Origin of the sequence: Cylindrospermum sp. FACHB-282 (assembly GCF_014697195.1) — a bacterium.
In the GTDB taxonomy this organism is placed as follows: Bacteria; Cyanobacteriota; Cyanobacteriia; order Cyanobacteriales; family Nostocaceae; genus Cylindrospermum.
Genome location: NZ_JACJRJ010000041.1, coordinates 37971 through 58153, shown reverse-complemented (window position 1 = coordinate 58153; position 20183 = coordinate 37971). Strand labels below are relative to the sequence as shown.

At 43.9% G+C, this 20183-nt stretch carries 28 protein-coding genes and 1 pseudogene; 2 read left to right on the top strand and 27 right to left on the bottom strand.

All coding sequences use genetic code 11. The features are described 5' to 3' along the window. Positions 1 to 363: 363 nt before the first annotated feature. Positions 364 to 552, bottom strand: a pseudogene (locus H6G32_RS19730) (Uma2 family endonuclease); the annotation flags it as partial. Between the two features lie 123 nt (positions 553 to 675). Here H6G32_RS19730 and H6G32_RS19725 point away from each other — a divergent pair. Further along, positions 676 to 1119: a DUF29 domain-containing protein gene (locus H6G32_RS19725; RefSeq protein WP_190461287.1), complete on the top strand. Its 444-nt coding sequence runs from the start codon at positions 676 to 678 to the stop codon at positions 1117 to 1119. A 159-nt stretch (positions 1120 to 1278) separates the two neighbouring features. On the opposite strand, the gene H6G32_RS19720 is transcribed toward H6G32_RS19725, so the two are convergent. The 8 genes from H6G32_RS19720 to H6G32_RS19685 form a co-directional block, all read right to left on the bottom strand. Then, complete coding sequence (locus tag H6G32_RS19720; RefSeq protein ID WP_190461286.1) at positions 1279 to 1938, bottom strand: chemotaxis protein CheB; 660 nt, start codon at positions 1936 to 1938, stop codon at positions 1279 to 1281. 98 nt (positions 1939 to 2036) lie between these two features. After that, positions 2037 to 2855 (bottom strand): peptidase, encoded by an 819-nt coding sequence (locus tag H6G32_RS19715; RefSeq protein ID WP_190461284.1) that lies wholly within the window; start codon positions 2853 to 2855, stop codon positions 2037 to 2039. A gap of 19 nt (positions 2856 to 2874) precedes the next feature. Then, entirely contained in the window at positions 2875 to 3108 is a 234-nt protein-coding gene (gene secG, locus H6G32_RS19710) for a preprotein translocase subunit SecG (protein WP_190461282.1), read from the bottom strand. Between the two features lie 70 nt (positions 3109 to 3178). Continuing rightward, positions 3179 to 4777, bottom strand: coding sequence for a 2,3-bisphosphoglycerate-independent phosphoglycerate mutase (gene gpmI, locus H6G32_RS19705; RefSeq protein WP_190461280.1), 1599 nt, complete (start codon positions 4775 to 4777; stop codon positions 3179 to 3181). A 220-nt stretch (positions 4778 to 4997) separates the two neighbouring features. Further along, the gene (locus H6G32_RS19700) at positions 4998 to 6692 is read right to left on the bottom strand and encodes an ABC-F family ATP-binding cassette domain-containing protein (protein WP_190461278.1); all 1695 of its coding nucleotides are present in this window, start codon (positions 6690 to 6692) and stop codon (positions 4998 to 5000) included. 321 nt (positions 6693 to 7013) lie between these two features. Beyond that, positions 7014 to 7109, bottom strand: a complete 96-nt coding sequence (locus H6G32_RS26855) for a DUF29 family protein (protein WP_255502571.1) — start codon at positions 7107 to 7109, stop codon at positions 7014 to 7016. 143 nt (positions 7110 to 7252) lie between these two features. Beyond that, positions 7253 to 7615, bottom strand: coding sequence for a helix-turn-helix transcriptional regulator (locus H6G32_RS19690; RefSeq protein ID WP_190461276.1), 363 nt, complete (start codon positions 7613 to 7615; stop codon positions 7253 to 7255). A 251-nt stretch (positions 7616 to 7866) separates the two neighbouring features. Further along, positions 7867 to 8229: a helix-turn-helix domain-containing protein gene (locus tag H6G32_RS19685; RefSeq protein ID WP_190461274.1), complete on the bottom strand. Its 363-nt coding sequence runs from the start codon at positions 8227 to 8229 to the stop codon at positions 7867 to 7869. 190 nt (positions 8230 to 8419) lie between these two features. Here H6G32_RS19685 and H6G32_RS19680 point away from each other — a divergent pair, with 190 nt between their 5' ends. Beyond that, positions 8420 to 8866: a hypothetical protein gene (locus tag H6G32_RS19680; RefSeq protein ID WP_190461271.1), complete on the top strand. Its 447-nt coding sequence runs from the start codon at positions 8420 to 8422 to the stop codon at positions 8864 to 8866. 9 nt (positions 8867 to 8875) lie between these two features. Here H6G32_RS19680 and prfA read toward each other — a convergent pair whose 3' ends face one another. The 18 genes from prfA to rpsH all read right to left on the bottom strand — a co-directional run bounded on the left by prfA (position 8876) and on the right by rpsH (position 20182). After that, the gene (prfA, locus tag H6G32_RS19675) at positions 8876 to 9976 is read right to left on the bottom strand and encodes a peptide chain release factor 1 (RefSeq protein ID WP_190461269.1); all 1101 of its coding nucleotides are present in this window, start codon (positions 9974 to 9976) and stop codon (positions 8876 to 8878) included. Between the two features lie 125 nt (positions 9977 to 10101). Next, the gene (gene rpmE / locus H6G32_RS19670; RefSeq protein WP_190461268.1) at positions 10102 to 10341 is read right to left on the bottom strand and encodes a 50S ribosomal protein L31; all 240 of its coding nucleotides are present in this window, start codon (positions 10339 to 10341) and stop codon (positions 10102 to 10104) included. A gap of 111 nt (positions 10342 to 10452) precedes the next feature. Then, positions 10453 to 10869 carry a 30S ribosomal protein S9 gene (gene rpsI / locus H6G32_RS19665; RefSeq protein ID WP_190461266.1) on the bottom strand — a complete coding sequence of 139 codons (417 nt, stop codon included), beginning with the start codon at positions 10867 to 10869 and terminating at the stop codon, positions 10453 to 10455. After that, positions 10869 to 11324, bottom strand: a complete 456-nt coding sequence (gene rplM, locus H6G32_RS19660; protein ID WP_190461264.1) for a 50S ribosomal protein L13 — start codon at positions 11322 to 11324, stop codon at positions 10869 to 10871. The genes rpsI and rplM overlap by 1 nt, the downstream gene beginning before the upstream one ends. Continuing rightward, on the bottom strand, positions 11324 to 12247 hold the full coding sequence (gene truA / locus H6G32_RS19655; protein ID WP_242046662.1) for a tRNA pseudouridine(38-40) synthase TruA: 924 nt from the start codon (positions 12245 to 12247) through the stop codon (positions 11324 to 11326). Before truA ends, rplM begins: the two co-directional genes overlap by 1 nt. A gap of 186 nt (positions 12248 to 12433) precedes the next feature. Beyond that, positions 12434 to 12784, bottom strand: coding sequence for a 50S ribosomal protein L17 (rplQ, locus tag H6G32_RS19650; RefSeq protein WP_190461262.1), 351 nt, complete (start codon positions 12782 to 12784; stop codon positions 12434 to 12436). 33 nt (positions 12785 to 12817) lie between these two features. Then, complete coding sequence (locus tag H6G32_RS19645) at positions 12818 to 13765, bottom strand: DNA-directed RNA polymerase subunit alpha (RefSeq protein WP_190461260.1); 948 nt, start codon at positions 13763 to 13765, stop codon at positions 12818 to 12820. Positions 13766 to 14109: 344 nt separating this feature from the next. Further along, a complete protein-coding gene (gene rpsK / locus H6G32_RS19640; protein ID WP_015208451.1) occupies positions 14110 to 14505 on the bottom strand; it encodes a 30S ribosomal protein S11 in 396 nt (131 codons plus the stop codon). Between the two features lie 57 nt (positions 14506 to 14562). Further along, positions 14563 to 14940: a 30S ribosomal protein S13 gene (rpsM, locus tag H6G32_RS19635; RefSeq protein ID WP_190461258.1), complete on the bottom strand. Its 378-nt coding sequence runs from the start codon at positions 14938 to 14940 to the stop codon at positions 14563 to 14565. Positions 14941 to 15051: 111 nt separating this feature from the next. Next, positions 15052 to 15165 (bottom strand): 50S ribosomal protein L36, encoded by a 114-nt coding sequence (gene rpmJ / locus H6G32_RS19630; protein WP_010998333.1) that lies wholly within the window; start codon positions 15163 to 15165, stop codon positions 15052 to 15054. Between the two features lie 99 nt (positions 15166 to 15264). Beyond that, positions 15265 to 15489: a translation initiation factor IF-1 gene (gene infA / locus H6G32_RS19625; protein ID WP_006276978.1), complete on the bottom strand. Its 225-nt coding sequence runs from the start codon at positions 15487 to 15489 to the stop codon at positions 15265 to 15267. 217 nt (positions 15490 to 15706) lie between these two features. After that, positions 15707 to 16261 carry an adenylate kinase gene (locus H6G32_RS19620; RefSeq protein WP_190461256.1) on the bottom strand — a complete coding sequence of 185 codons (555 nt, stop codon included), beginning with the start codon at positions 16259 to 16261 and terminating at the stop codon, positions 15707 to 15709. Then, the gene (gene secY, locus H6G32_RS19615) at positions 16261 to 17574 is read right to left on the bottom strand and encodes a preprotein translocase subunit SecY (RefSeq protein ID WP_190461254.1); all 1314 of its coding nucleotides are present in this window, start codon (positions 17572 to 17574) and stop codon (positions 16261 to 16263) included. The genes H6G32_RS19620 and secY overlap by 1 nt, the downstream gene beginning before the upstream one ends. 77 nt (positions 17575 to 17651) lie before the next feature. Next, positions 17652 to 18101 carry a 50S ribosomal protein L15 gene (gene rplO, locus H6G32_RS19610; RefSeq protein WP_190461252.1) on the bottom strand — a complete coding sequence of 150 codons (450 nt, stop codon included), beginning with the start codon at positions 18099 to 18101 and terminating at the stop codon, positions 17652 to 17654. Between the two features lie 48 nt (positions 18102 to 18149). Further along, on the bottom strand, positions 18150 to 18677 hold the full coding sequence (gene rpsE / locus H6G32_RS19605; protein WP_190461250.1) for a 30S ribosomal protein S5: 528 nt from the start codon (positions 18675 to 18677) through the stop codon (positions 18150 to 18152). 100 nt (positions 18678 to 18777) lie between these two features. After that, positions 18778 to 19140, bottom strand: a complete 363-nt coding sequence (gene rplR / locus H6G32_RS19600; RefSeq protein WP_190461248.1) for a 50S ribosomal protein L18 — start codon at positions 19138 to 19140, stop codon at positions 18778 to 18780. A gap of 2 nt (positions 19141 to 19142) precedes the next feature. Continuing rightward, a complete protein-coding gene (rplF, locus tag H6G32_RS19595) occupies positions 19143 to 19691 on the bottom strand; it encodes a 50S ribosomal protein L6 (protein ID WP_190461246.1) in 549 nt (182 codons plus the stop codon). Between the two features lie 89 nt (positions 19692 to 19780). Beyond that, positions 19781 to 20182 carry a 30S ribosomal protein S8 gene (gene rpsH, locus H6G32_RS19590; protein WP_015208459.1) on the bottom strand — a complete coding sequence of 134 codons (402 nt, stop codon included), beginning with the start codon at positions 20180 to 20182 and terminating at the stop codon, positions 19781 to 19783. Position 20183: the final 1 nt, after the last annotated feature.

Here is a 20183-nt window from a genome sequence, read left to right as displayed (position 1 = left end):
CTCAAGTACTGCTTTTAACTCTTCATTTGGATTAATTAAATTTTGCTGGCATCCATACATTTGTTTTGCCTCCTTACCTGTATGCTAACATAAGTGTGTCGTCATTGTGTCATATATGACAAAAAAGAATTACACATTAGAATTACTGAACGCAGAATGAATAAACTGCGGTTGTATGCTGCAAAAAAAGATAAAACTATTACCCAAGTTGTAGAGGAATTGCTTGATACTCTACCTGAAATTACAGATATATTACAGGTAGGCTAAAGCCTACCGAGTCGTTTTTCATCCCCGGTCTGAAGTACGGAGTATGGCGCTGTGCGCCTGTTCCTCCGGGGCTTTCAAACTCCCGTCTGTTTCTTGTAAATTTAAGCGAAGATATTCAGCCGTGATTCTCTCAGCCAAAAAGCTAGTAATATCTTCATGATCTCCTAACGGTTGTGCCATCTCAAAAATCACTCCGTTGTGTAATTCATACCGCTTTCCTTCTGGCTTCCATTGCACAAACTCTTCAAAAGTTACTGGTTTAGTTTTGGGTAACACTTGAATCATACTTTACTGCGTGTATTGATGGTGTTCCGAGGTATTACTAACAATAATCATAGCTTTTTTTAATGTGTACCTCACACGATAGGGAAAAGCTACAATAAGATATCAAAGCCACGAAATCAACCAATGACTGCAATCATTGACCTAAAAACATTATATGAATCCAATTACCTGCAATGGTTAGAGGAGACTATTAAATGTCTCAAATCTCGACAATTGGCAGGTATTGACTATGAAAATTTAATAGAAGAGTTGGAAGATTTGGCTAAAAACGAAAAAAGGCGAGTAAGAAGTCTGTTAGAACAGATTATTAGACATTTATTGCTTTATCAATATTGGGATTTAGAAAAGCTAAGAAATGCTAATCATTGGGCAGCAGAAATTACAGGTTTTCGTAATCAACTAAATGAAGATTTAACTGCCAATTTACGCAACCATTTAGAGGATAATTTTAGTGGAATTTATAGTAATGCTTTGGATTATGTTAAAGCTAAAACCACACTAACTAATTTACCTGAAATATGTCCTTATACCTTAGAGCAAATTTTAGATAAGAATTGGTTGCCTTAATTTTTTGTTTCGCGCAAAGACGCAAAGCCGCAAAGAAGAACGCAAAAAAGACTTTTACTGGAAAATAGGTAGATGTAATCTAGTAATCAATTTTGATTATTAATGTTATCCAGCCATCTAACTAAAGAATCGCTTTCTTCTAATTGAATAGTTTCATATTTATTTAATATTCTGTTGAGTAGCCATATCTATGGCTGCTTTTGGCATTGAAGCTGTTTGTCCTATGCTTTCTGGATGGTAGCACTCATTTGGATCTTGAATCGCTACACTACCCCCATTTTTAGCAATCTCTATTAATCCTTCTGCGCCATCCCCACCCATACCTGCTAAAATCAATCCAGCGATTTTATGAGGTCTGATAGATGATAACTCAATCATTCTTCTGTCAATACAGGGAAAATCTAAAGAGCCTATCGAGCCTATCGAGCCTATCCAATCTAAATCTTCCTGTACTACTTCTTGTATATTAGATATCTCAATTACTGGCACATCATTGACAGTTTTTATTGTTGTAGATATAAACTGATTTTCATAAATGCAATTCAAAAAATCTGGAAGTATATAAATATTCCCAGGAATAATTGGGTAATCTTGTTGCTGATATACTAAAACAGCATCTTTTTGGGGGAAATGGGATTGTAAGATAAATTTTTTTAAGTATTCTATATCTTTCTTATGGTTACAGAACTGTAAATATTGATGATTTGCAATAATTACAGCCCAATCATTTAAAAAACCATTTTTATGCAGTGCTTGATTAATCTTTTCAAAAGTACCCTGATTAACCGTAGAACCACCAATACAAAGAATTTTAGTCATTAGTTAATCCTTATTTAATAGCAAATTTTACTTTTTATTAGCTAATTCATTATTTTAGCGTTCTTCTTGGCGGCTTTGCGGCTTTGCGTGAGGTAAATTCAATCCTTCCCCAACACAGACCACCCCAAACTCGTAGGCTGTTCATAAACCCGCTTTAAAGTATTCACATCTCTAATAGAAATAGATGGCGGTGTGCGAACTTGGGAAAAATAAAGCGCATCAGTTTGTAACTGACTATGACCCCAAATTCCCAAAGCATGACCTAGTTCATGACGGGCTGCTGCTAATAAATATTCACCTGTTTGACTAGGATTTAATAGAATAGTAAAACGGTGATTTAAAATATTATTTTTAATGTAAAACTCGTAAGTAGTTAGAGCAGAACGCGCACTCTTAATTTTGCCATCGGGCGAAAACTGAAGCGGTGGGGCTTTTCGCACAATTGTAATATCAGCAAGTTCCGGCTGTTCAACTATTACTAAAGGTAAATAAATACTCCACTCCTGCACCGTTTGCAAAACGCTGTTAACCCATGCTTGGGATTGTTTCTCATTAACAGCTTTTGGTGCTTCTACCTTAACCCGCAGGGGAAATTTTGACCAAACTAAATAACCAACTTGGGTGGATGTAACTTGAGAAAAGTAATCACCACTGTTAGTTTTATCTTGCCACTGGGCCAATGTGGGCGGTAGGGGATGAGGTTTTTGTATTAATGTTTCGCCTAAACTGTAACTTGTAGAGATGTTGCTGACAACGTCTCCACATTTGTAGGATTGATTCAAAACGGCACTTGATTGGGAGTTAGTAAAAATAACTAACAGCCCTGTGCCTATAAATAAGACCAGGGCTGTTAAACACCGCTGTAAAAATAGATTTTTTTGGGTGTTAGATTTCGGGTGTTGGGTGATTTGCCCCATTTCCCTATCTCCCTATTGCCTATTTAGGCAACCAGCCGGCACTTAAAACCACTGTTAAACCTAGAAAAATCACTACTAATGCCCAAGTAACTCGGTTTAATGTATTTTCTGCACTCTTGGTGCTGCTGAACAACTGGGCTTGTCCACCAATGGAGCCAATACCATCACCTTTGGGACTATGGAGTAACACTAGGATAATTAAACCAAGGGCAGCAAATGCCCAAATACCTTGCACGACGGAACTAACTGTCATAAAAATTTGTAGGAAGTGGAGTGAGAAAACAGCTAACACTCAAAAGTTAACTGTTTTCTCTGAATCTATTCTACAGCCCTATTTGCGCGGGTGTACGAGTGCGTTGCAAGTCATATTCTGCAACTTTTAAAAGCGATCGCCCTGTCATTTCTGATGGCTGAGGCAGCTGTAAAATCTCCAGAATTGTGGGGGCAATGTCGGCTAGCTTACCATCGTTTCGCAGTTCGACGTTTGTGCCATATCCGGGGATTTTGACTTTCTCCCCTTCTACCAGGATGAAGGGAACTGGATTGGTAGTATGAGCCGTCCAGGGATTACCGTCATCATCTAGCATATACTCAGCGTTGCCGTGGTCAGCAGTAATAATTGTTGTCCCGCCGGCTTTGCCTATGGTATCAATCAGGCGACCCAAACAGCGATCTACCGTTTCAATGGCTGTAACTGTAGCTGGGATCTGTCCAGTATGCCCTACCATGTCTGGGTTGGCATAGTTCATCACCACTAGGGAGTAGATGCCCTGTTGAATAGCAGCGATCGCCACATCTGTGACAGCAGCAGCTGACATCGCTGGTTCTTTGTCGTAAGTTGCTACCATTGGACTACTGACTAGTTCCCGGTCTTCTCCAACAAAAGGTTCTTCCAAACCTCCATTAAAGAAGTAGGTAACATGGGCGTATTTCTCTGTTTCGGCGGTGCGAAACTGTTTGAGTCCATGATTGGCAATGATTTCCCCCAGAATGTTACTCAAATTCTGCGGCGCAAAAGCTACAGACACTGGTAACTCTGGATCATATTGAGTAAAGGTGACAAAGGACAGTGGGGTAATTTGCTGTCTTTCAAAACCGTTAAACTTGGGACTGACAAGCGCCTGAGTCAGTTGTCTAGAGCGGTCGGGGCGGAAATTGAAAAATATGACCCCATCCCCTGGTTCAATAGCGCCGGGGGCAATTCGTACTGGTAGAACGAACTCGTCGGTCACCCCTTCGGCGTAAGATGCTTGCAAGACTTGCACCGCCGTGAGTCCGTTACCTGCACCATCTTGTGAGATTACATCGTAGGCACGTTGGACTCGATCCCAACGGCGATCGCGATCCATTGCGTAGTAGCGACCGCTGATGGTGGCTATTTGCCCAACCCCGTTGCGGTCTATGTAGTCTTGTAGTTGACCGATTGCTTTTTTGCCCTCAGAGGGCGCAGTGTCACGACCATCGGTAATGGCGTGGATACAAACTTGTGAAAGTTGCTGATCCTTAGCTAAGTCAAGTAGTCCAAATAGATGGGTAATGTGGGAATGTACCCCTCCCTCAGAACAAAGCCCTACTAAATGCAACTTGCCATGGCGATCGCGAACTTCCTGGCAAATTTTGACAAGTGCTGGGTTTGAGGCAATAGAACCGTCTTCTACTGCATCGGAAATGCGTACCAGTTCTTGGGGTACTACACGCCCAGCGCCAATATTCAAATGACCAACTTCCGAGTTGCCCATTTGACCTTCTGGCAACCCTACGGCTTTTCCTGATGTGCAGATGAGGGTGTGGGGATAAGCCGCCCATAAACTTTCCACGATTGGAGTTTTAGCAGCGACAATGGCGTTTCCTCGTGTCTCCTCACAGTAGCCCCATCCATCTAAAATGACTAGCACCACAGGAGCAACAGGTGCTTTGGTCATAGTAAAATTGCCCTTTACTTTTTGTAATATCCGCATGATACCACTGCTAATCACAGCTGCAAGTTAATTTCTGCTGATTAACTTCTTTTATTAATGACTTGCAGTTGTTTAGATATCTTTAAATATCGCTAACTTTTGCGAGTTTTATGCAATAGCCGGCAATTAGTGATTACTTTGGTAGTAGCACTCAAGCGCTACTACCAAGCCCTTACCCAGTGCCTCATTTACCTTTCGTAGTAGATTTAGCAGCTTTTGCCGCTTTTTTGGCAGCTTTTTCGGCAGCTATTGCTGCTAACTTTGCCTGTTCTTTTTCTTCGGCAATTTTCTGGAGATAGTAATGATAATCTCCTAAGTAAACTCGGAATTCACCATCACGAATTTCCACAATTTTATTAGCTACTTGAGAGATAAAATAGCGGTCGTGGGAAACTACAATTGCCGTGCCATCATAGTTTTGTAGTGCTTCTTCCAACATCTCTTTAGCTGGAATATCTAAGTGATTGGTCGGCTCATCGAGAATTAGTAAATTCGCTGGACGCAAGAGCATTTTTGCCAATGCCAAACGAGCTTTTTCTCCCCCACTCAATGCCGCAACTTGCTTAAATACAGTGTCACCAGCAAACAAAAAGCGTCCCAAGAGTGTGCGGACTTCTTCATTTTTCCAGTCGGGAACTTCATCATGGATAGTTTCCATGACAGTTTTCTTTAAGTCCAAAGCTTCCGCCTGATTTTGCTCAAAGTAACCGGGGATGACGTTGTGATCACCTAATTGAACGCTGCCTTCTGTAGGTGGTTCCATACCCATAATCACGCGCAACAGCGTAGATTTGCCGGCACCGTTGGGGCCTAAGAAAGCAATGCGATCGCCTCTTTCAATCAAGAGATTCGTTGCCAAAAACAGGATTTTATCATCATAGATATGGGTTAAATCCTTAATTTCCACCACTTCCCGTCCGCTGCGGGGTGCGGGAGGAAAGCGGAAGTGTAGGGTTCTGACACCCGCAATCGGTGCTTCAATGCGCTCAATTTTGTCTAGTTGTTTTTCCCGGCTTTTCGCTTGGGTACTGCGGGTAGCACTGGCGCGGAATCTGTCTACAAAGGTTTGCTGCTTTTCTAGTTCTTTCTGCTGGCGTTCGTAGGCGCTAAGTTGTGCTGATTGATTTTCGGCTTTTTGTTGTAGGTATGCTGAGTAATTGCCGAGGTAACAAGCAGAAACGCCACGTTCAGTTTCCACAATTTGGTTGCAGAGACGGTCAAGGAACTCTCGGTCATGGGAAACTATCACCATTGGGGTAATTAGCCCTCTGAGGTAATTTTCCAGCCACTCAATGGTTTCTAAGTCTAGATGGTTTGTCGGTTCATCCAGCAGCAATAAGTCGGGTTTTTGCAGGAGGATCTTACCCAAACTCATCCGCATTTGCCAACCGCCGCTAAAAGCACTGACGAGGCGATCGCCATCTTCTAACTGAAAACCCATTTCTGGTAAAATTTTTCCAATCCGTGAGTCTAAGTTGTAGCCGTCCAAAGCTTCAAACTGCCGCTGTAAGCGGTCCAATTTATGGATTAGTTCATCCAGTTCTTCTGGATTAGCCGCTTCCATCTCTTGCGGTATATGAGCTAAAGCCATCTGGACTTCGTTGGCTTCTTTGAAAACAGTCCAAAATTCTTCTCTTACCGTGCGGGTGGGGTCAACCTCAAACTCTTGGTTGAGGTAAGCTATGTGTAAGCTAGAAGGGCGAATGATTTCGCCAGCAGTGGGTTCCATTTCCCCAGAAATAATTTTCAGTTGAGTGGATTTTCCCGCACCGTTGACGCCGACTAAGCCAATGCGATCGCCTGGTTTAACTTCCCAGTTAATATCTTTGAGAACTTCGCCTGTAGGATAAATTTTACTTATATGTTCTAGTCTTAGCATGAAGTATGTCTCAGGTAGGTGATAAGTTGGGGAGGAGTGCTAACGCTTTGTCCAAATCTTAACAAAATTTAACTACAAATACTCCCTTGATTATTTCACAGCAGCAATTAGGCATAAATCCTATTGCATCCCTCTCAAGACACATTTTTTGCCACTTCCCTCACTTTTTTTACACTGAAATCTAAACCCTCAGCAAGTTGTTCGCTTTAACTATCACTTGAAGAATGCTGCCTCCGCAACGCTCTGCCTCGCCTTTGCGTGAGACTAAATTCATCCTGTTAATCAGCAACGCCAAAAAGGGAGTAGGGACTTTCAGTTAATTTACCAATACTGCTGTCTCCCCAAAGCTTGAATTTCCTCTTGCAGGTTTCGCCAGTCTACTTCCAGAACTAGCCTCTGCTCTAAAGCTTTAGCCAGCTGCTGTGTCCTTCCCTAGAAGTTTTGGTCATACAAAAAAGGTTTGTCCATATCCATAGAGTTGAATCTTTGCAACAAAGGACATCACATTTAACATAGAGAGAACCGCATCGCTAAATTTGTAACTATTAATTTAAATAAATTTAACTAGTTTTTGCCCCATCTACAGACGCCTCAGCAGCAGCAGCCAATCTATCCATTACAGCTCTACCAATTATTGCTACTTCACTTAATGGCATAGACCTGATGTGCTTTACCATCTGGTTTACATCTGAGGATTCTGATGTAGGTTTAAGACCAAGATAGTTAAGCAGTTCTTCCATTGTGTAGCCTGCTCTATCTGCGATGTTAGCTAAATTATGTGTATCTGGAATCGAATCTCCCTTTTCCCATAGCTGCACCGCAGTAGCAGAAACGCCCAGAAGTTTCCCAAAGCCCCTCTGACTCATGGAGCCACGAGCAAGTTTCACTACTTCAATCAGTTTATTCCTAGCTTCTAAATCCACAACTGTAATATTTCTTCCACTGTACTTACTAGGGTTTTTCTCGACTATAAATATTTTATTTAGGTATTTACAACTTGGCTTGCCAATGCTAAACTAAATCTAGAATTGTAAGTTGCAAGTTTAAGTGCAGGTTTATCCAGAAAAACAGTCAGACTAACTTATTTTATCGTGGAACGTTCTAGCAGCCAGCTTTTAGTCAAATCTTAGGAAAAGGGTTATGTTCGGTGCATCATATCATGTTCAGTAATTATTTAACTAGCTTTTGTCCCATCTCCCAAAGACTCAGCGACAACAGCAAATCGTTCCGCAGCAGCTTGAGCAATCTGAGCTACTTGGTTTAGAGGCATATGCTGGATTTGTCTCAAAATTAGACTCAAATCGGAGGCTTCTTGTATTGGCTTACCATCCAAGCAGCTAAGTAATTCATCGAGTGTATAACCAGCTCTGGCTGCGATTTTCACCAAATATTCTGTGTCTGGCACGTTCACGCCCTTTTCCCACAACTGAACAGCAGTAGCAGAAACCCCCAAAAGCTTGCCAAACCCGCGCTGACTCATGGAACCACGAGCTAGTTTGATGATTTCAACCAGTTTTTCTCTGCTTTCAATGTTCACTGCTTATGTAGCTACTCAACTGCATTTACAAGTCTAGTGAGCCAACACTACAACTTTAGTTTATTATTGACATTTTTTGTTGTAGTTGGTATCCTAAAATGAAAGTTGTCGATATAAAAGTTTTAATTTAATTATTAGCTAACACTAGTAATACTTTGGGCCTTACTGCCAATAATTTCAACGGTGAATCATGTTTCGTAAGCCACGCACAACTAACCAATATCGCCGCAAAGGTAAAAACTTAATAACCGCTAATAAGATTAAACCAGAACAGTGGCAAATTTCCAATAACGAGGCCAAAGAAGCTCTAAAAGCCAAAGGCTACAAAGTTAAGCAAATCAAGAAAATCCACTGCCTAAAGCATCAAGTGTCTATTTCCTTCTGGGATACAAAAGGTAACATTTGCAGCAGCTTTTTCAGCTACCGGATTTTTGCTCGTTGGCAAAAAGAAGCAGAAAAGTTAATTTACCACTGCTCAAACCTAAAGGAGTGGACGAAATTAAATCACATCATGCAGTACGAATTTGCTTATTATAGTTATCCCAGTGAAATAGAAGATACACTTAGCACGGCATTAGAAAACCGCCTATATGTGTTAAAAGCAACTTTTCAACAAGCGGTTTTCCACGTTATTTAACAGCGGTAATTAGCTAGCAGTACCGGAAACGGCTAACTCTGCCAAACGTTCCTGCTGGTCTAGAGATATACAAGATTGGATAACAGTCTCTATATCGCCTTCTAGCACAGGGTTTAGGGAATAGTTTTGACCTAAACGGTGGTCAGTAACTCGGCTGTCTTTATAGTTGTAGGTACGAATTTTTTCTGAGCGTGATCCTGTTCCAACTTGCGATCGCCTCATAGAAGTTACAGCTTCTTGTTGTTCGCGTAACTTGATTTCGTACAGTTTCGCCCGGAGAATTTGCATCGCCCGTTCTTTGTTTTGCAACTGGCTGCGCTCTTCTGTACAGAAAATACGGATACCAGTAGGTTTGTGGAACAAATCAGCAGCGGTTTCCACCTTGTTGACGTTTTGTCCACCAGCGCCACCAGAGCGAGCTGTGCTCATTTCAATATCCTTCGGGTCAATATGGATTTCTACTTCATCCACCTCCGGCATAATTGCCACAGTGGCTGTAGAAGTGTGTACCCTTCCGCCAGCTTCAGTTGCAGGCACCCGCTGCACACGATGCACTCCAGCTTCAAACTTCAGCTTGCTGTAAACGCTATCACCTTGAATTTCTAGAATTGCCTCTTTAACGCCGCCCATTTCCCCCTCAGACTCGCTTACCAACTTGACTCGCCAATTTTGGGTTTGGGCATAGCGCGTGTACATTCGGACTAAATCCCCAGCCCAGATACTGGCTTCATCGCCACCAGTGCCAGCGCGAATTTCCAACATGATATTTTTATCATCATTAGGGTCACGGGGCAGCAGCAAGATTTTCAAGCGGCTTTCTAGGTATTCCAGCTTTTGACCCAGTTCCTCTACTTCCAGGGCTGCCATTTCTTGCCACTCTGGATCGCCATTGGCCTCTTTGAGTACCTGACGCGCTCCGGCCAAGTCTTCTTGGACAGTTCTCCAAGTCTCATAGGTATTTACTACCTCTTCCAAGGAAGAACGAGACTTGGCAATTTTTTGATATTCATCAGGGTTTTTGGCAGTATCGGGGTCAGCAAGGCGACGTGTTAATTCATTGAAGGTTTGTTCAACGGATTTTAGTTTCTCCAGCAGGTATGTTTCAGCCATAACGAGTGCGTTCACCTAGTGTGTGCGGAGCACATTCGCTCCTTAAAATAACAAGTTGGCTTGAGCATTAAATGACAATCGACCCAGCAGATGCAGGGCCGTCGTTAACAGCTACAGCCAACCGGCTACTTTTTATCTGTGTCCTCAGCGCTTTGAGTGCTGCTCATGCCATATTTACGGAGGAAGCGCTCCACTCGACCCTCGGTGTCAATAATCTTCTGAGTACCAGTGTAAAATGGGTGGTTCCCAGACCAAACGTCTACGTGCAGTTCTGGCTTTGTAGAACCAATGGTCATTACAACTTGACCGTTGCAGTAAACTTTAGCGTCTGGATACCATTTGGGATGAATATCAGATTTAGCCATTGTCTTTTTTGTGGTGAATCTATATCAATTATAACTTTCCGTCTTTGGGCGCTTGTATAACTTCAGATTTTAGATTGTTAGATGAATCCAAAATCTAAAATCCAAAATTGATTAGCGCTTGGAGTACTGAGGTGCTTTTCGGGCTTTGTGCAAACCGTATTTTTTCCGTTCTTTTGCCCGAGGATCACGAGTCAAGTAGCCTTCAGTTTTCAAAGGTGAGCGGTTATCTGGGTCTAGTTGGCACAGAGCGCGAGCAACACCCAGACGAATGGAATCTGCTTGTCCGGTCAAGCCACCACCTTCTGCTTTCACCAAAATGTCATATTCATTTTCTAGTCCCAAAGTCTCTAAGGGCGCTTTGATGACTCCCAGGTAATTAGCGTTGAATTGGAAGTACAATACTCCATCCTTGCCATTGACAACTAGCTTACCTTCACCGGGAACCAGGCGTACCCGTGCTACTGAGCACTTACGACGACCAGTCCCCCAGTACACAGCGCGACCGCTAGTAGTTTCTACTGCTACCATTAATTTTCTTCTCCAGGAATTGTATTAATGTTTAATTCTTTGGGTTGTTGAGCCTCGTGGGGATGAGTGGGGCCAGCGTAGACTTTTAGTTTGGTAAACAACCGCTTACCCAGGCTATTTTTGGGCAGCATCCCTTTGACAGCATGTTCTAAAATCCTTTCAGGTAGGCGCTGTTGCAGCTTGGCGAAAGTTTCCGTCTTCATCCCACCGGGACGACCAGAATGGCGATGGTATATCTTTTGGGTGCGCTTTTTGCCCGTGACTGCTACTTTTTCGGCATTGATCACAACGACGAAATCACCTGTGTCTAGGTGGGGAGTATATTCGGCCTTCTTTTTCCCTCTCAGGATCATGGCGATTTCGCTGGCCAGGCGACCGAGGCGTTTATCAGTAGCGTCTACTACGTACCACTCACGCTCAAGGGAATCTTGAGAAGGAAGGTATGTTTTGTTCATTAGGGTTGTAATTTTCTTGCTTGTGTGGAATTAAGATAAACGGTTTGGGTAGGGGAAGATGTACCCCAATCCTCCAGGGAATGTTCTCCTGGAATATTTATAGGACAGACGAACTGTGGCAGGGTGTCATACCAAATCTCTCTGTTCAAGGGAAAATCTGGATAGCCAACTCGCAATAAGCATAGTCCTTGGGGAGGTGCGGCATATTTCACTTCTTCCCGGCGTTGTTCTTTCCAGAGTTCGGTGAAGCTAGCCAGCGTGCGTTGCCCAGAACCTACTTGTACCAGCATCCCTACCAACAGACGCACCATCCCATACAAAAATCCATCTGCCTGAATTTCAATATGGAGAAATGGCCCACTGCGACGGCACTCTGCTGCTTGCACCTCTACCCAAGAATGCGATCGCTTCGACCCTGCACGGTGAAAAGCAGCCAAATGATGCTTTCCCATCAGAGGTTTTAGTGCAGATTGGATTAAGGATTCATCTAGAGGTGCATGATAATAATGCCAACTGAATGGTCTCACGAACAAGTTCGGTAGATTTTCAGTATAGAGTGTATAGCGATACCGTCGATAGGCTGCACTAAAGCGAGCGTGCCAACGGTCATCTACACTAGCTGAACCCCTGATTAATATATCGTGGGGCAGATAGCCGTTAAGTATTGTTGCCCACTTATGAGCAGGAATTAAACTTGTAGCTTCAAAATGGGCTACCTGAGCTGCTGCATGAACTCCGGCATCAGTTCGCCCAGCGCCATGTAAAGTCACATGATGGCCCAGAACAGTAGCTATAGCTGTTTCTATCTCTTCCTGAACTGTTCGCTGTGCTTTTTGCCTTTGCCAACCGTGAAAACGAGTGCCTAGGTATTGTATTACCAAGGCTACTCTGTAACTCGGTATAGACTGACAGCTTTCTAACATACAGGTTTTGTCTTTTGTCATTTACAGCGTATTTCAGGTAACTGTGGTACACCAATTTTTATCAGCAGTTGCATAGTTATTTTTTGAGGCAATTTGTGAGTCATCTGTTGGTGTACTTCATTTACCTGCAAAGCGCTGCATCATTTGTCCACGATTCTTGATCAATGACTAATGACTAAAATCTGATTAGACCAGTTCAATTATTGCCATCTCAGCATGATCGCCCCGACGCGGCACGGTATGCAGAATGCGAGTATAACCGCCTTGGCGGCTACCATACCGAGTGGGAGCTTGCTCAAACAGAGCATGAACCAGTTGTTTATCGTAGATGTAGCCTAGGGCTTCCCGGCGTGCTGTTAAGGAGCCATTTTTGGCTAGGGTGATCATTTTGTCCACTTCACTTCGCAATACTTTAGCTCGGATTAAAGTAGTGGTGATCCGACCATGACGGATTAGTTCGGTGGTCAGTGCCCGCAACAGAGCGCGGCGCTGGTCAGCTGGTTTACTGAGTTTTTTGACCCGACAACGGTGACGCATAATAATGCACTATGAATTATTAACGGTTTTGTCTTAGCTGTGTTTAGAGCTTCTTTCTTGGGGCAGGGTAATACCTAAGCGTCGCTGTAAAGCTTCAACTACCTCTTCGGCTGACTTCTGACCAAAGTTTTTAATTTCCAGGAGGTCTTCTTGGGTGTAATCCAACAAGTCTGCCACAGAGTTAACTTGTGCTCGTTTCAGGCAGTTATATGCCCGTACAGAAAGTTGTAACTCTTCAATGGGAATCTGGGCAGTTGGGTCATCTGGTATCTCAGAACCCGTGTCTGTTGGTTCAAGGGAAATATCTTTCAACGGGTTGAATAAATCTACCAAGATACCAGCTGCTGAGGATAACGCCTCTTGAGGCGAGATACTGCCATTTGTCCAAACTTCCAACAGCAGGCGGTCTTTAGTGATCGAGTCATCCCCACGGGCTTCTTCGACGCTATAGTTGACTTTTCGCACGGGCATAAAGACTGAGTCGATTTGTAGAAAGTCCAAAGATGTGGCTTCCTCACGCCCTCGCTCTACGGTGCGATAACCTTTACCTCTCTCGATCCGAAATTCCATTTCCAGCTTGCCGCCATCAGCTAGGGTGGCTACATACTGGGTTGGATCTATGACTTCTACTTCACTTGGCAAATCAAAATGTGCCGCAGTAATTGTTGCTGGACCGTTAACGAGTAACCGACCAATTTGGGGTTGAGAAGAATAGCTTTTGAGTATGACTTCCTTCATTTTCATGAGGATTTCCAACACATCTTCCCGCACGCCCGGAACTGTGGCAAACTCGTGGGAAACGCCGGCTATCCTTACTGCTGTAACTGCTGTACCCTCTAGATTGGAGAGTAAAACCCGCCGCAGTGCGTTACCAACCGTTGTTCCTTGACCACGCTCCAGAGGTTCCAGAACAAATTTACTGTAATGGCTTCGACTTTCCTCAGTATTAGACTCTACACATTCAATTTGAAACTGCGCCACGGAGTAGCCTCCCTTTTAAGGTGCTGCTAGCAGGCAAATCAATTGCCTCTCGAATTTACTTCATACCCTGAGCTTCTGCCGAAGTCTATCAAATGGCCAACATTCAATGCTGGTTGAATTTGACGCCCCTATTTAGCTCACAGGTGGTGATATTATTTTGGGTTGTCCGAAGTTTAGCAGCCCTCCCTGCGGGAAGATCTGATGCGCTTTTGGTTACCCAAGCCGTCTGAAGTTCTTTAGTATTCACCCTGCGAAAGCAGTTTATACGTTAAACGCCCAAGCAGCTATTGCAGGTGACTTACCTTAGCTTTAACTTCTTGCCTTCAGTACCTAATAGGTTTTGTTTAAACTCGACGGCGTTTGGGCGGACGGCAACCATTATGGGGAATAGGGGTAATATCCCGAATGAGTGTAATTTCCAGTCCTGCACCTTGGAGCGCCCGGATAGCGGTTTCTCTACCTGCTCCTGGTCCACTGACCATTACCTCAATTTGACGCATCCCTTGATCGATAGCTCGACGTGCTGCACTTTCAGCGGCGGTTTGTGCGGCGAAGGGAGTTCCCTTTTTAGCTCCCTTAAATCCACTAGAACCAGCACTTGCCCAGGAGATGACATCTCCATTTTGATCAGTAATGGTGACAATGCTATTGTTGAAAGTAGACTGGATGTAGCCAATGCCGTTGGGCACATTCCGTTTTTGCTTTTTGCTCCCAGATTTTTTAGTTGGTTGTCTTGCCATATTTGTTTCGTGAATTTAGGAGGGTACAACTTGCTCTCATTTGCAAGCGGGAAAAAATTATTTACCAGGGGCCTTCTTCTTACCAGCCACTGTCTGCCTTCTCCCACGTCGGGTTCTGGCATTGGTACGGGTTCTTTGTCCTCTTACTGGTAAGCCCATGCGATGACGACGGCCCCTATAAGAGCCAATGTCAATTAAGCGCTTGATGCTCATTGCTTCCAAGCGCCGCAGATCCCCTTCAACTTGATAGGTTTCTATCTCCCCACGCAGAGCCGCTACATCGGCATCAGTTAAGTCTTTAATGCGGGTATCTGGGTTTACTTTGGTTGCTGCAAGAATTTTTTGCGACCTTGATAACCCAATTCCGTAAATGTAAGTTAGACCTATCTCGACGCGCTTATCGCGTGGAAGGTCTACTCCGGAAATCCGTGCCACAATGAATATCTCCCTCTTGTTCTCGTAATTACAGTTAACAAAACGTGATTAATCGCGTCTTTTCGTTTTCATGGTGATTTTAGGCTGCACCTCACTCTGGTAGTCAGATCGCTATCCTTGACGTTGCTTGTGTTTAGGATTAACACATATCACCATGACGCGACCACGGCGCCGAATCACGTTACACTTTTCACAAATTTTCTTGACTGAGGCTCTGACTTTCATGCCTTTTGTACTTGACTCCAAATAGTAAATTATAGCATTTTTAGGGAAAATAGTTCAGTTAGGAAAAGGCGGGTTTATGGTAAAATTATTTGCATAAATTTACTTTTTCCTTAGTCTATAGGTAATTCTGCCTTTTGTCAGGTCGTAGGGAGTTAACTCCACTTTGACGCGATCTCCCGGTAAAATCTTGATGTAATTGCGGCGAATTTTTCCAGAAATGTGTGCCAGGACGTTAAAGCCATTGTCCAAGTCAACGCGAAACATTGCATTGGGCAATGACTCAGTGACAGTGCCTTCCATTTCAATCAGATCTTGCTTAGACAATTTGTTTTTTCCTCAACTCAACAGTCTCCTGTTCTGTAGCAGTACCTTCGTCTGCACAAGAACACAATTTGAGAAATATATCAACGGTTTATTAATATATCTTAGCTAAAATTGACCAGCTTCTTGCCTAAAGATGGAAGCATGGGGGCTGTGGGGGAGTGAGAAAAATTTTGAATTTTGAATTTTACATTCCCCCTTCTGCCTTTATCTTGTTTTGCTAGGCAGATATTACCTGTTTCAGTGCGTTAGTGACTTCTTCTTGGGACTGATTGCCGTTGACAGTCAGGAGCTTTTGGCGATCGCCGTAATAGTCAATCAAGGGTGCAGTCTCAGCGCGGTACACTTCTAAACGACGACAAATCACTTCTTCGCTATCATCTTTTCGTCCCCGACCTAGCAACCGGGCGATGACCACTTCATCTGGTACATCCAAGTTGACTACTCTTTCGTCACCTTGACTGATTTGATCCAGCAGTTCCCCCAAAAAAATAGCTTGTGTCACTTTGCGGGGAAAGCCATCAAGAATCCAACCCGATTTGGCATCTGGTTGATTGAGGCGCTCCTGTACCAAATCCTGTACTAGCTGGTCAGGAACTAACTCACCGCTATCAACATAACTAGCAGCCCTGATTCCTAAAGGGGTTTGCTCAATCATTGCTTGCCGTAATATTTCACCCGTAGAGATGTGGGGAATATTCCAGAATTCAGCCAATGTTTGAGCTTGAGTTCCTTTTCCAGCTCCAGGTGGTCCCAAGAAGATTAATCGCGTCACTATTGTTTCACCATTCCTTCATAGCGCTGAGAGATTACGTAAGTTTGTATTTGCCTTGCTGTGTCAATTGCCACACCAACCAGTATTAATAAAGAGGTGGCACCCAAACCCCTAAATGTTGGTACACCTAAAGCTCTTTCCACTGCAGTGGGGATTATCGCCACCAAGCCTAAAAATACCGCACCCAAAAAAGTGAGTCTGTTGGCTACGCGCTCAATATACTCACTTGTCGCTTTACCTGGACGAATGCCAGGAATACTAGAACCCATTTTCTTCAGGTTCTGCGCCACATCTACTGGGTTGAGAATCAACGACGAATAGAAGTAGCTGAAAAAAACTATGGAAATCATGTATACCAGGGCATAGACCCAAGAGCCAGTGCCACTTGGACTCAGATAAGTGTTAACGATATTCGCCAATTCGGCATTTTTGGTAAAATTGGCTATCAGCAGTGGCAAACTCAGGATGGCAGCGGCAAAAATGATTGGCATTACGCCGCCTTGATTAAGCCGTAGAGGTAAGAAACTACGCTGCTCTGCCAAAACTCGCCGACCTACTTGGCGTCGAGCAGAAATAATCGGGATGCGACGCATTCCTTCCTGCACAAACACAATACCGATAATTGTTGCTAGGAAGACTAAGACTAGTACAATGACGCGACCCACTATTTCCCGACCCCCGACTTGTACCAAGTCGATAGTGTCACCCAAGGATTTTGGTAGTGAAGCGACAATATTCACAAAAATCAACAAAGATGCACCATTGCCAATACCGCGTTCTGTAATCAGTTCCGAGGCCCACATGACGAACATAGAACCAGCAGTAAGAGCGATCGCGGTTTCAGCTACGAATATTGGTCCTGGGTTTAAGGCAAATTGCTGGAGGAATAATGCCGAAAAAGCCACACTTTGAACAATCGCCCAACCTACAGTGACATAACGTGTAATCTGCGATATTTTCCGCCGACCTGCTTCACCTTCATTTTTCTGTAGATTTTCTAAAGAGGGAATGGCAGCGGTGAGCAATTGGATGATAATGGAGGCATTAATAAAGGGCAAAATCCCCAAGGCAAAAACTCCCAAAGTAGAAAGCCCCCGCCCAGAAAATATATCCAATAAACCGAATATTGAATTGTTGCCCGATATTGCTTCGGCAAACCTCTGGCGATTAATTCCTGGAACTGGTAAGAAGATACCTAGGCGAACCAAAATTAAAATACCGACGGTGACAAGCAGCCTCCCTCTCAGTCCAGCTGCTTGCGCCATCTGCATAAAAGTTTCTTGAGCCGTTGGGGCTTTATCTCGACTGATCATAGAGTTCTACCTTTATAGTGAACTAGGCGCTGGAAGCAAGTTAGCTGGAATGAAAGTACGCTGTTCTGGAAACTGCTCTAAGACTTCACCACTTCACAACTCCCACCAGCAGCCTCAATTTTGCTACGAGCTTGGCCCGTAAAAGCTGCCGCTTGCACCTTGAGCGGGACGCCCAATTCTCCATTACCTAAAACTTTCAATGGCCCCTTGACAGCAGTGAGAATACCAGCAGCTTTTAAGGAGATCAAAGTTACTTCTGTATTGGCAGGCAGGGTGGCTAGCTTCTCTACATTAATCGTAGTGTAAATTTTCCGATTAATAATTGGAAAGCCTTTCAACTTAGGTAAGCGGCGGTACAATGGCTGTTGACCACCTTCAAAACCAGGTCGAGTGCCGCTACCAGACCGGGATTTTTGACCCCGCATACCTAGACCAGCACTAGCACCTTGACCTGCTGAAATACCTCTACCTACACGCTTACGGCGTTTTTTTGAGCCTTTTTGAGGCTTAACATCGTTGAGTCTCATGATGTAATTAGTAATTATTTACACTAATACTTTGCGAGATAGCCCCTACTAGATGTAGAGATTTTCAATGGGAACGCCTCGATCTTCAGCGACTTCGGCAAAGGTACGCAGTGTAGATAGGGCGTTAACGGCAGCTCTTGCATTATTCAGGGGATTATTAGAGCCGAGTTGCTTGGCAAGAATATTCCGAACTCCTGCCAATTCTAATACAGTCCGAACAGCACCACCAGCAATTACCCCAGTACCTGGTGCTGCTGGTCGCATCATCACCTTAGCGCCACCGCCAGTACCATTAATGGGATGAGGGATAGAGTTGGATTTGGTGATGGGGATATCTATTAGATGTTTTTTACCATCGGCAACGCCTTTTTTCACAGCACCAATTACATCTGAGGCTTTGCCTACTCCCACACCAACTTGACCACGTTCGTTACCGACGACGACGATCGCGCGGAAGCTGAGTTTCTTACCGCCTTTGACCACCTTACTCACCCGTCGGATTTGGATAACTCGCTCTTGCCAAGTGGTTTCTTCTTTTTTGGCACGCTTTGTTCTAGTTTTACGCTCTGTTGCCATAATTAATGCTCTCTAATTAGTCATTAGTCATTAGTCATTGGTCATTAGTCATTAGTCATTTGCTTTTTTACCAAGGACAAATGACACAGGACAAATGACTTTAGAAATCTAACCCAGCTTCGCGTGCTGCATCAGCTAGAGCTTTGATGCGACCGTGATAGAGGTTGCCACCACGATCAAATACGACTTTGGTGATGCCTTTTTCTAGCGATCTCGCTGCTATCAGTTTGCCAACTTGTACAGATGCTTCGCGGTTAGAGCCTGAACCTAAACTAGATTTCAACTCTGGTTCGATGGTCGAAGCTGCTACTAGGGTATGGTGCTGAGTATCATCTATTACTTGAGCATAGATATGCTCATTAGAGCGAAATACGGCTAACCGTGGACGTTCTGAGGAACCACTAACTTTACCACGGACGCGTCGATGGCGACGCTCTTTTGATTCTCTACGAGTAAGTTTCATTTTTATTTCTTACCACTCTTACCAGTCTTACCAGCTTTACGTCTTACCACTTCACCCGCATAGCGAATGCCTTTACCTTTATAAGGTTCTGGTGGACGAACGGCACGAATTTTTGCTGCTGTGTTGCCTACTATTTCTTTGTCATAGCCGCTGACGATGACGTTAGTAGTCCCTTCTACTGCAAACTGAATTCCTTCTGGTGGAACAATTTGTACTTGATGGCTGTAACCCATATTCAACAATAGGTTACTGCCTTGAAGTTGTGCCCGGTAGCCAACTCCTTGAATTTCCAAACGACGCTGAAAACCACTAGAAACTCCTTCAACCATGTTGGCAACTAAAGTGCGGCTTAAACCGTGCAGTTGCCTGGAGGTACGGGTTTCATCCCGACGTGTTACCAGCAATGTTTCCCCATCTTGGGAGCAGGTGACATTGACAGGAAGATTGCGTGAAAGCTCTCCTTTTGGCCCTTTCACTACAACCTTTGTGCCATCAATCGCCACTTGTACCTTAGCGGGAATAGTAATTGGACGCTTACCAATACGAGACATGACTTTTTGTCCTTTGTCCTTTATCCTTTGTCAGTTGTCAGTTGTCAGTTGATTGGATCTGGACTACTGACGATTGACGTACTTGACGACTACCAAATATAGCAAAGTACTTCACCACCCAAGTTCTGACGCCGTGCTTCGCGGTCGGTCATGATCCCACTGGATGTAGAAATAATGGCAATGCCGATGCCACCTAGTACCCTTGGTAATTCTTTTCTATTGGAGTAAACACGCAAACCTGGCTTACTCACCCGCTTTAAAGCGGTGATTAGGGGCTGACGATTTTTACCCTTGTATTTCAGGGAAATCACCAGATTGCGCTTTACCCCTTCTTCCGCTTCTACAAATTCAGCAATAAAGCCTTCGTTCTGCAACACTTTGGCAATATTACGAGTCATTTTTGTGGCTGGCACTTGTGTAGTTTGATGCCTTGCCAGATTGGCATTGCGGATGCGCGTCAGCATATCTGCAATTGTGTCGTTAGCCGCCATC

What these genes read in the sequence shown, in the direction of transcription:
- rplM (WP_190461264.1), bottom strand. Translation starts at nt 11,324, where the DNA reads ATGAACAAAACATACCTTCCTTCTCAAGATTCCCTTGAGCGTGAGTGG.
- H6G32_RS19715 (WP_190461284.1), bottom strand. Translation starts at nt 2,855, where the DNA reads ATGGGGCAAATCACCCAACACCCGAAATCTAACACCCAAAAAAATCTA.
- rpsK (WP_015208451.1), bottom strand. Translation starts at nt 14,505, where the DNA reads ATGGCAAGACAACCAACTAAAAAATCTGGGAGCAAAAAGCAAAAACGG.
- secY (WP_190461254.1), bottom strand. Translation starts at nt 17,574, where the DNA reads ATGATCAGTCGAGATAAAGCCCCAACGGCTCAAGAAACTTTTATGCAG.
- prfA (WP_190461269.1), bottom strand. Translation starts at nt 9,976, where the DNA reads ATGGCTGAAACATACCTGCTGGAGAAACTAAAATCCGTTGAACAAACC.
- rpsE (WP_190461250.1), bottom strand. Translation starts at nt 18,677, where the DNA reads ATGGCAACAGAGCGTAAAACTAGAACAAAGCGTGCCAAAAAAGAAGAA.
- rpsH (WP_015208459.1), bottom strand. Translation starts at nt 20,182, where the DNA reads ATGGCGGCTAACGACACAATTGCAGATATGCTGACGCGCATCCGCAAT.
- rplQ (WP_190461262.1), bottom strand. Translation starts at nt 12,784, where the DNA reads ATGCGTCACCGTTGTCGGGTCAAAAAACTCAGTAAACCAGCTGACCAG.
- rpmJ (WP_010998333.1), bottom strand. Translation starts at nt 15,165, where the DNA reads ATGAAAGTCAGAGCCTCAGTCAAGAAAATTTGTGAAAAGTGTAACGTG.
- rplO (WP_190461252.1), bottom strand. Translation starts at nt 18,101, where the DNA reads ATGAGACTCAACGATGTTAAGCCTCAAAAAGGCTCAAAAAAACGCCGT.
- rplF (WP_190461246.1), bottom strand. Translation starts at nt 19,691, where the DNA reads ATGTCTCGTATTGGTAAGCGTCCAATTACTATTCCCGCTAAGGTACAA.
- rpmE (WP_190461268.1), bottom strand. Translation starts at nt 10,341, where the DNA reads ATGGCTAAATCTGATATTCATCCCAAATGGTATCCAGACGCTAAAGTT.
- secG (WP_190461282.1), bottom strand. Translation starts at nt 3,108, where the DNA reads ATGACAGTTAGTTCCGTCGTGCAAGGTATTTGGGCATTTGCTGCCCTT.
- gpmI (WP_190461280.1), bottom strand. Translation starts at nt 4,777, where the DNA reads ATGACCAAAGCACCTGTTGCTCCTGTGGTGCTAGTCATTTTAGATGGA.
- H6G32_RS19725 (WP_190461287.1), top strand. Translation starts at nt 676, where the DNA reads ATGACTGCAATCATTGACCTAAAAACATTATATGAATCCAATTACCTG.
- H6G32_RS19680 (WP_190461271.1), top strand. Translation starts at nt 8,420, where the DNA reads ATGTTTCGTAAGCCACGCACAACTAACCAATATCGCCGCAAAGGTAAA.
- rplR (WP_190461248.1), bottom strand. Translation starts at nt 19,140, where the DNA reads ATGAAACTTACTCGTAGAGAATCAAAAGAGCGTCGCCATCGACGCGTC.
- rpsI (WP_190461266.1), bottom strand. Translation starts at nt 10,869, where the DNA reads ATGGTAGCAGTAGAAACTACTAGCGGTCGCGCTGTGTACTGGGGGACT.
- H6G32_RS19700 (WP_190461278.1), bottom strand. Translation starts at nt 6,692, where the DNA reads ATGCTAAGACTAGAACATATAAGTAAAATTTATCCTACAGGCGAAGTT.
- truA (WP_242046662.1), bottom strand. Translation starts at nt 12,247, where the DNA reads ATGTTAGAAAGCTGTCAGTCTATACCGAGTTACAGAGTAGCCTTGGTA.
- H6G32_RS19720 (WP_190461286.1), bottom strand. Translation starts at nt 1,938, where the DNA reads ATGACTAAAATTCTTTGTATTGGTGGTTCTACGGTTAATCAGGGTACT.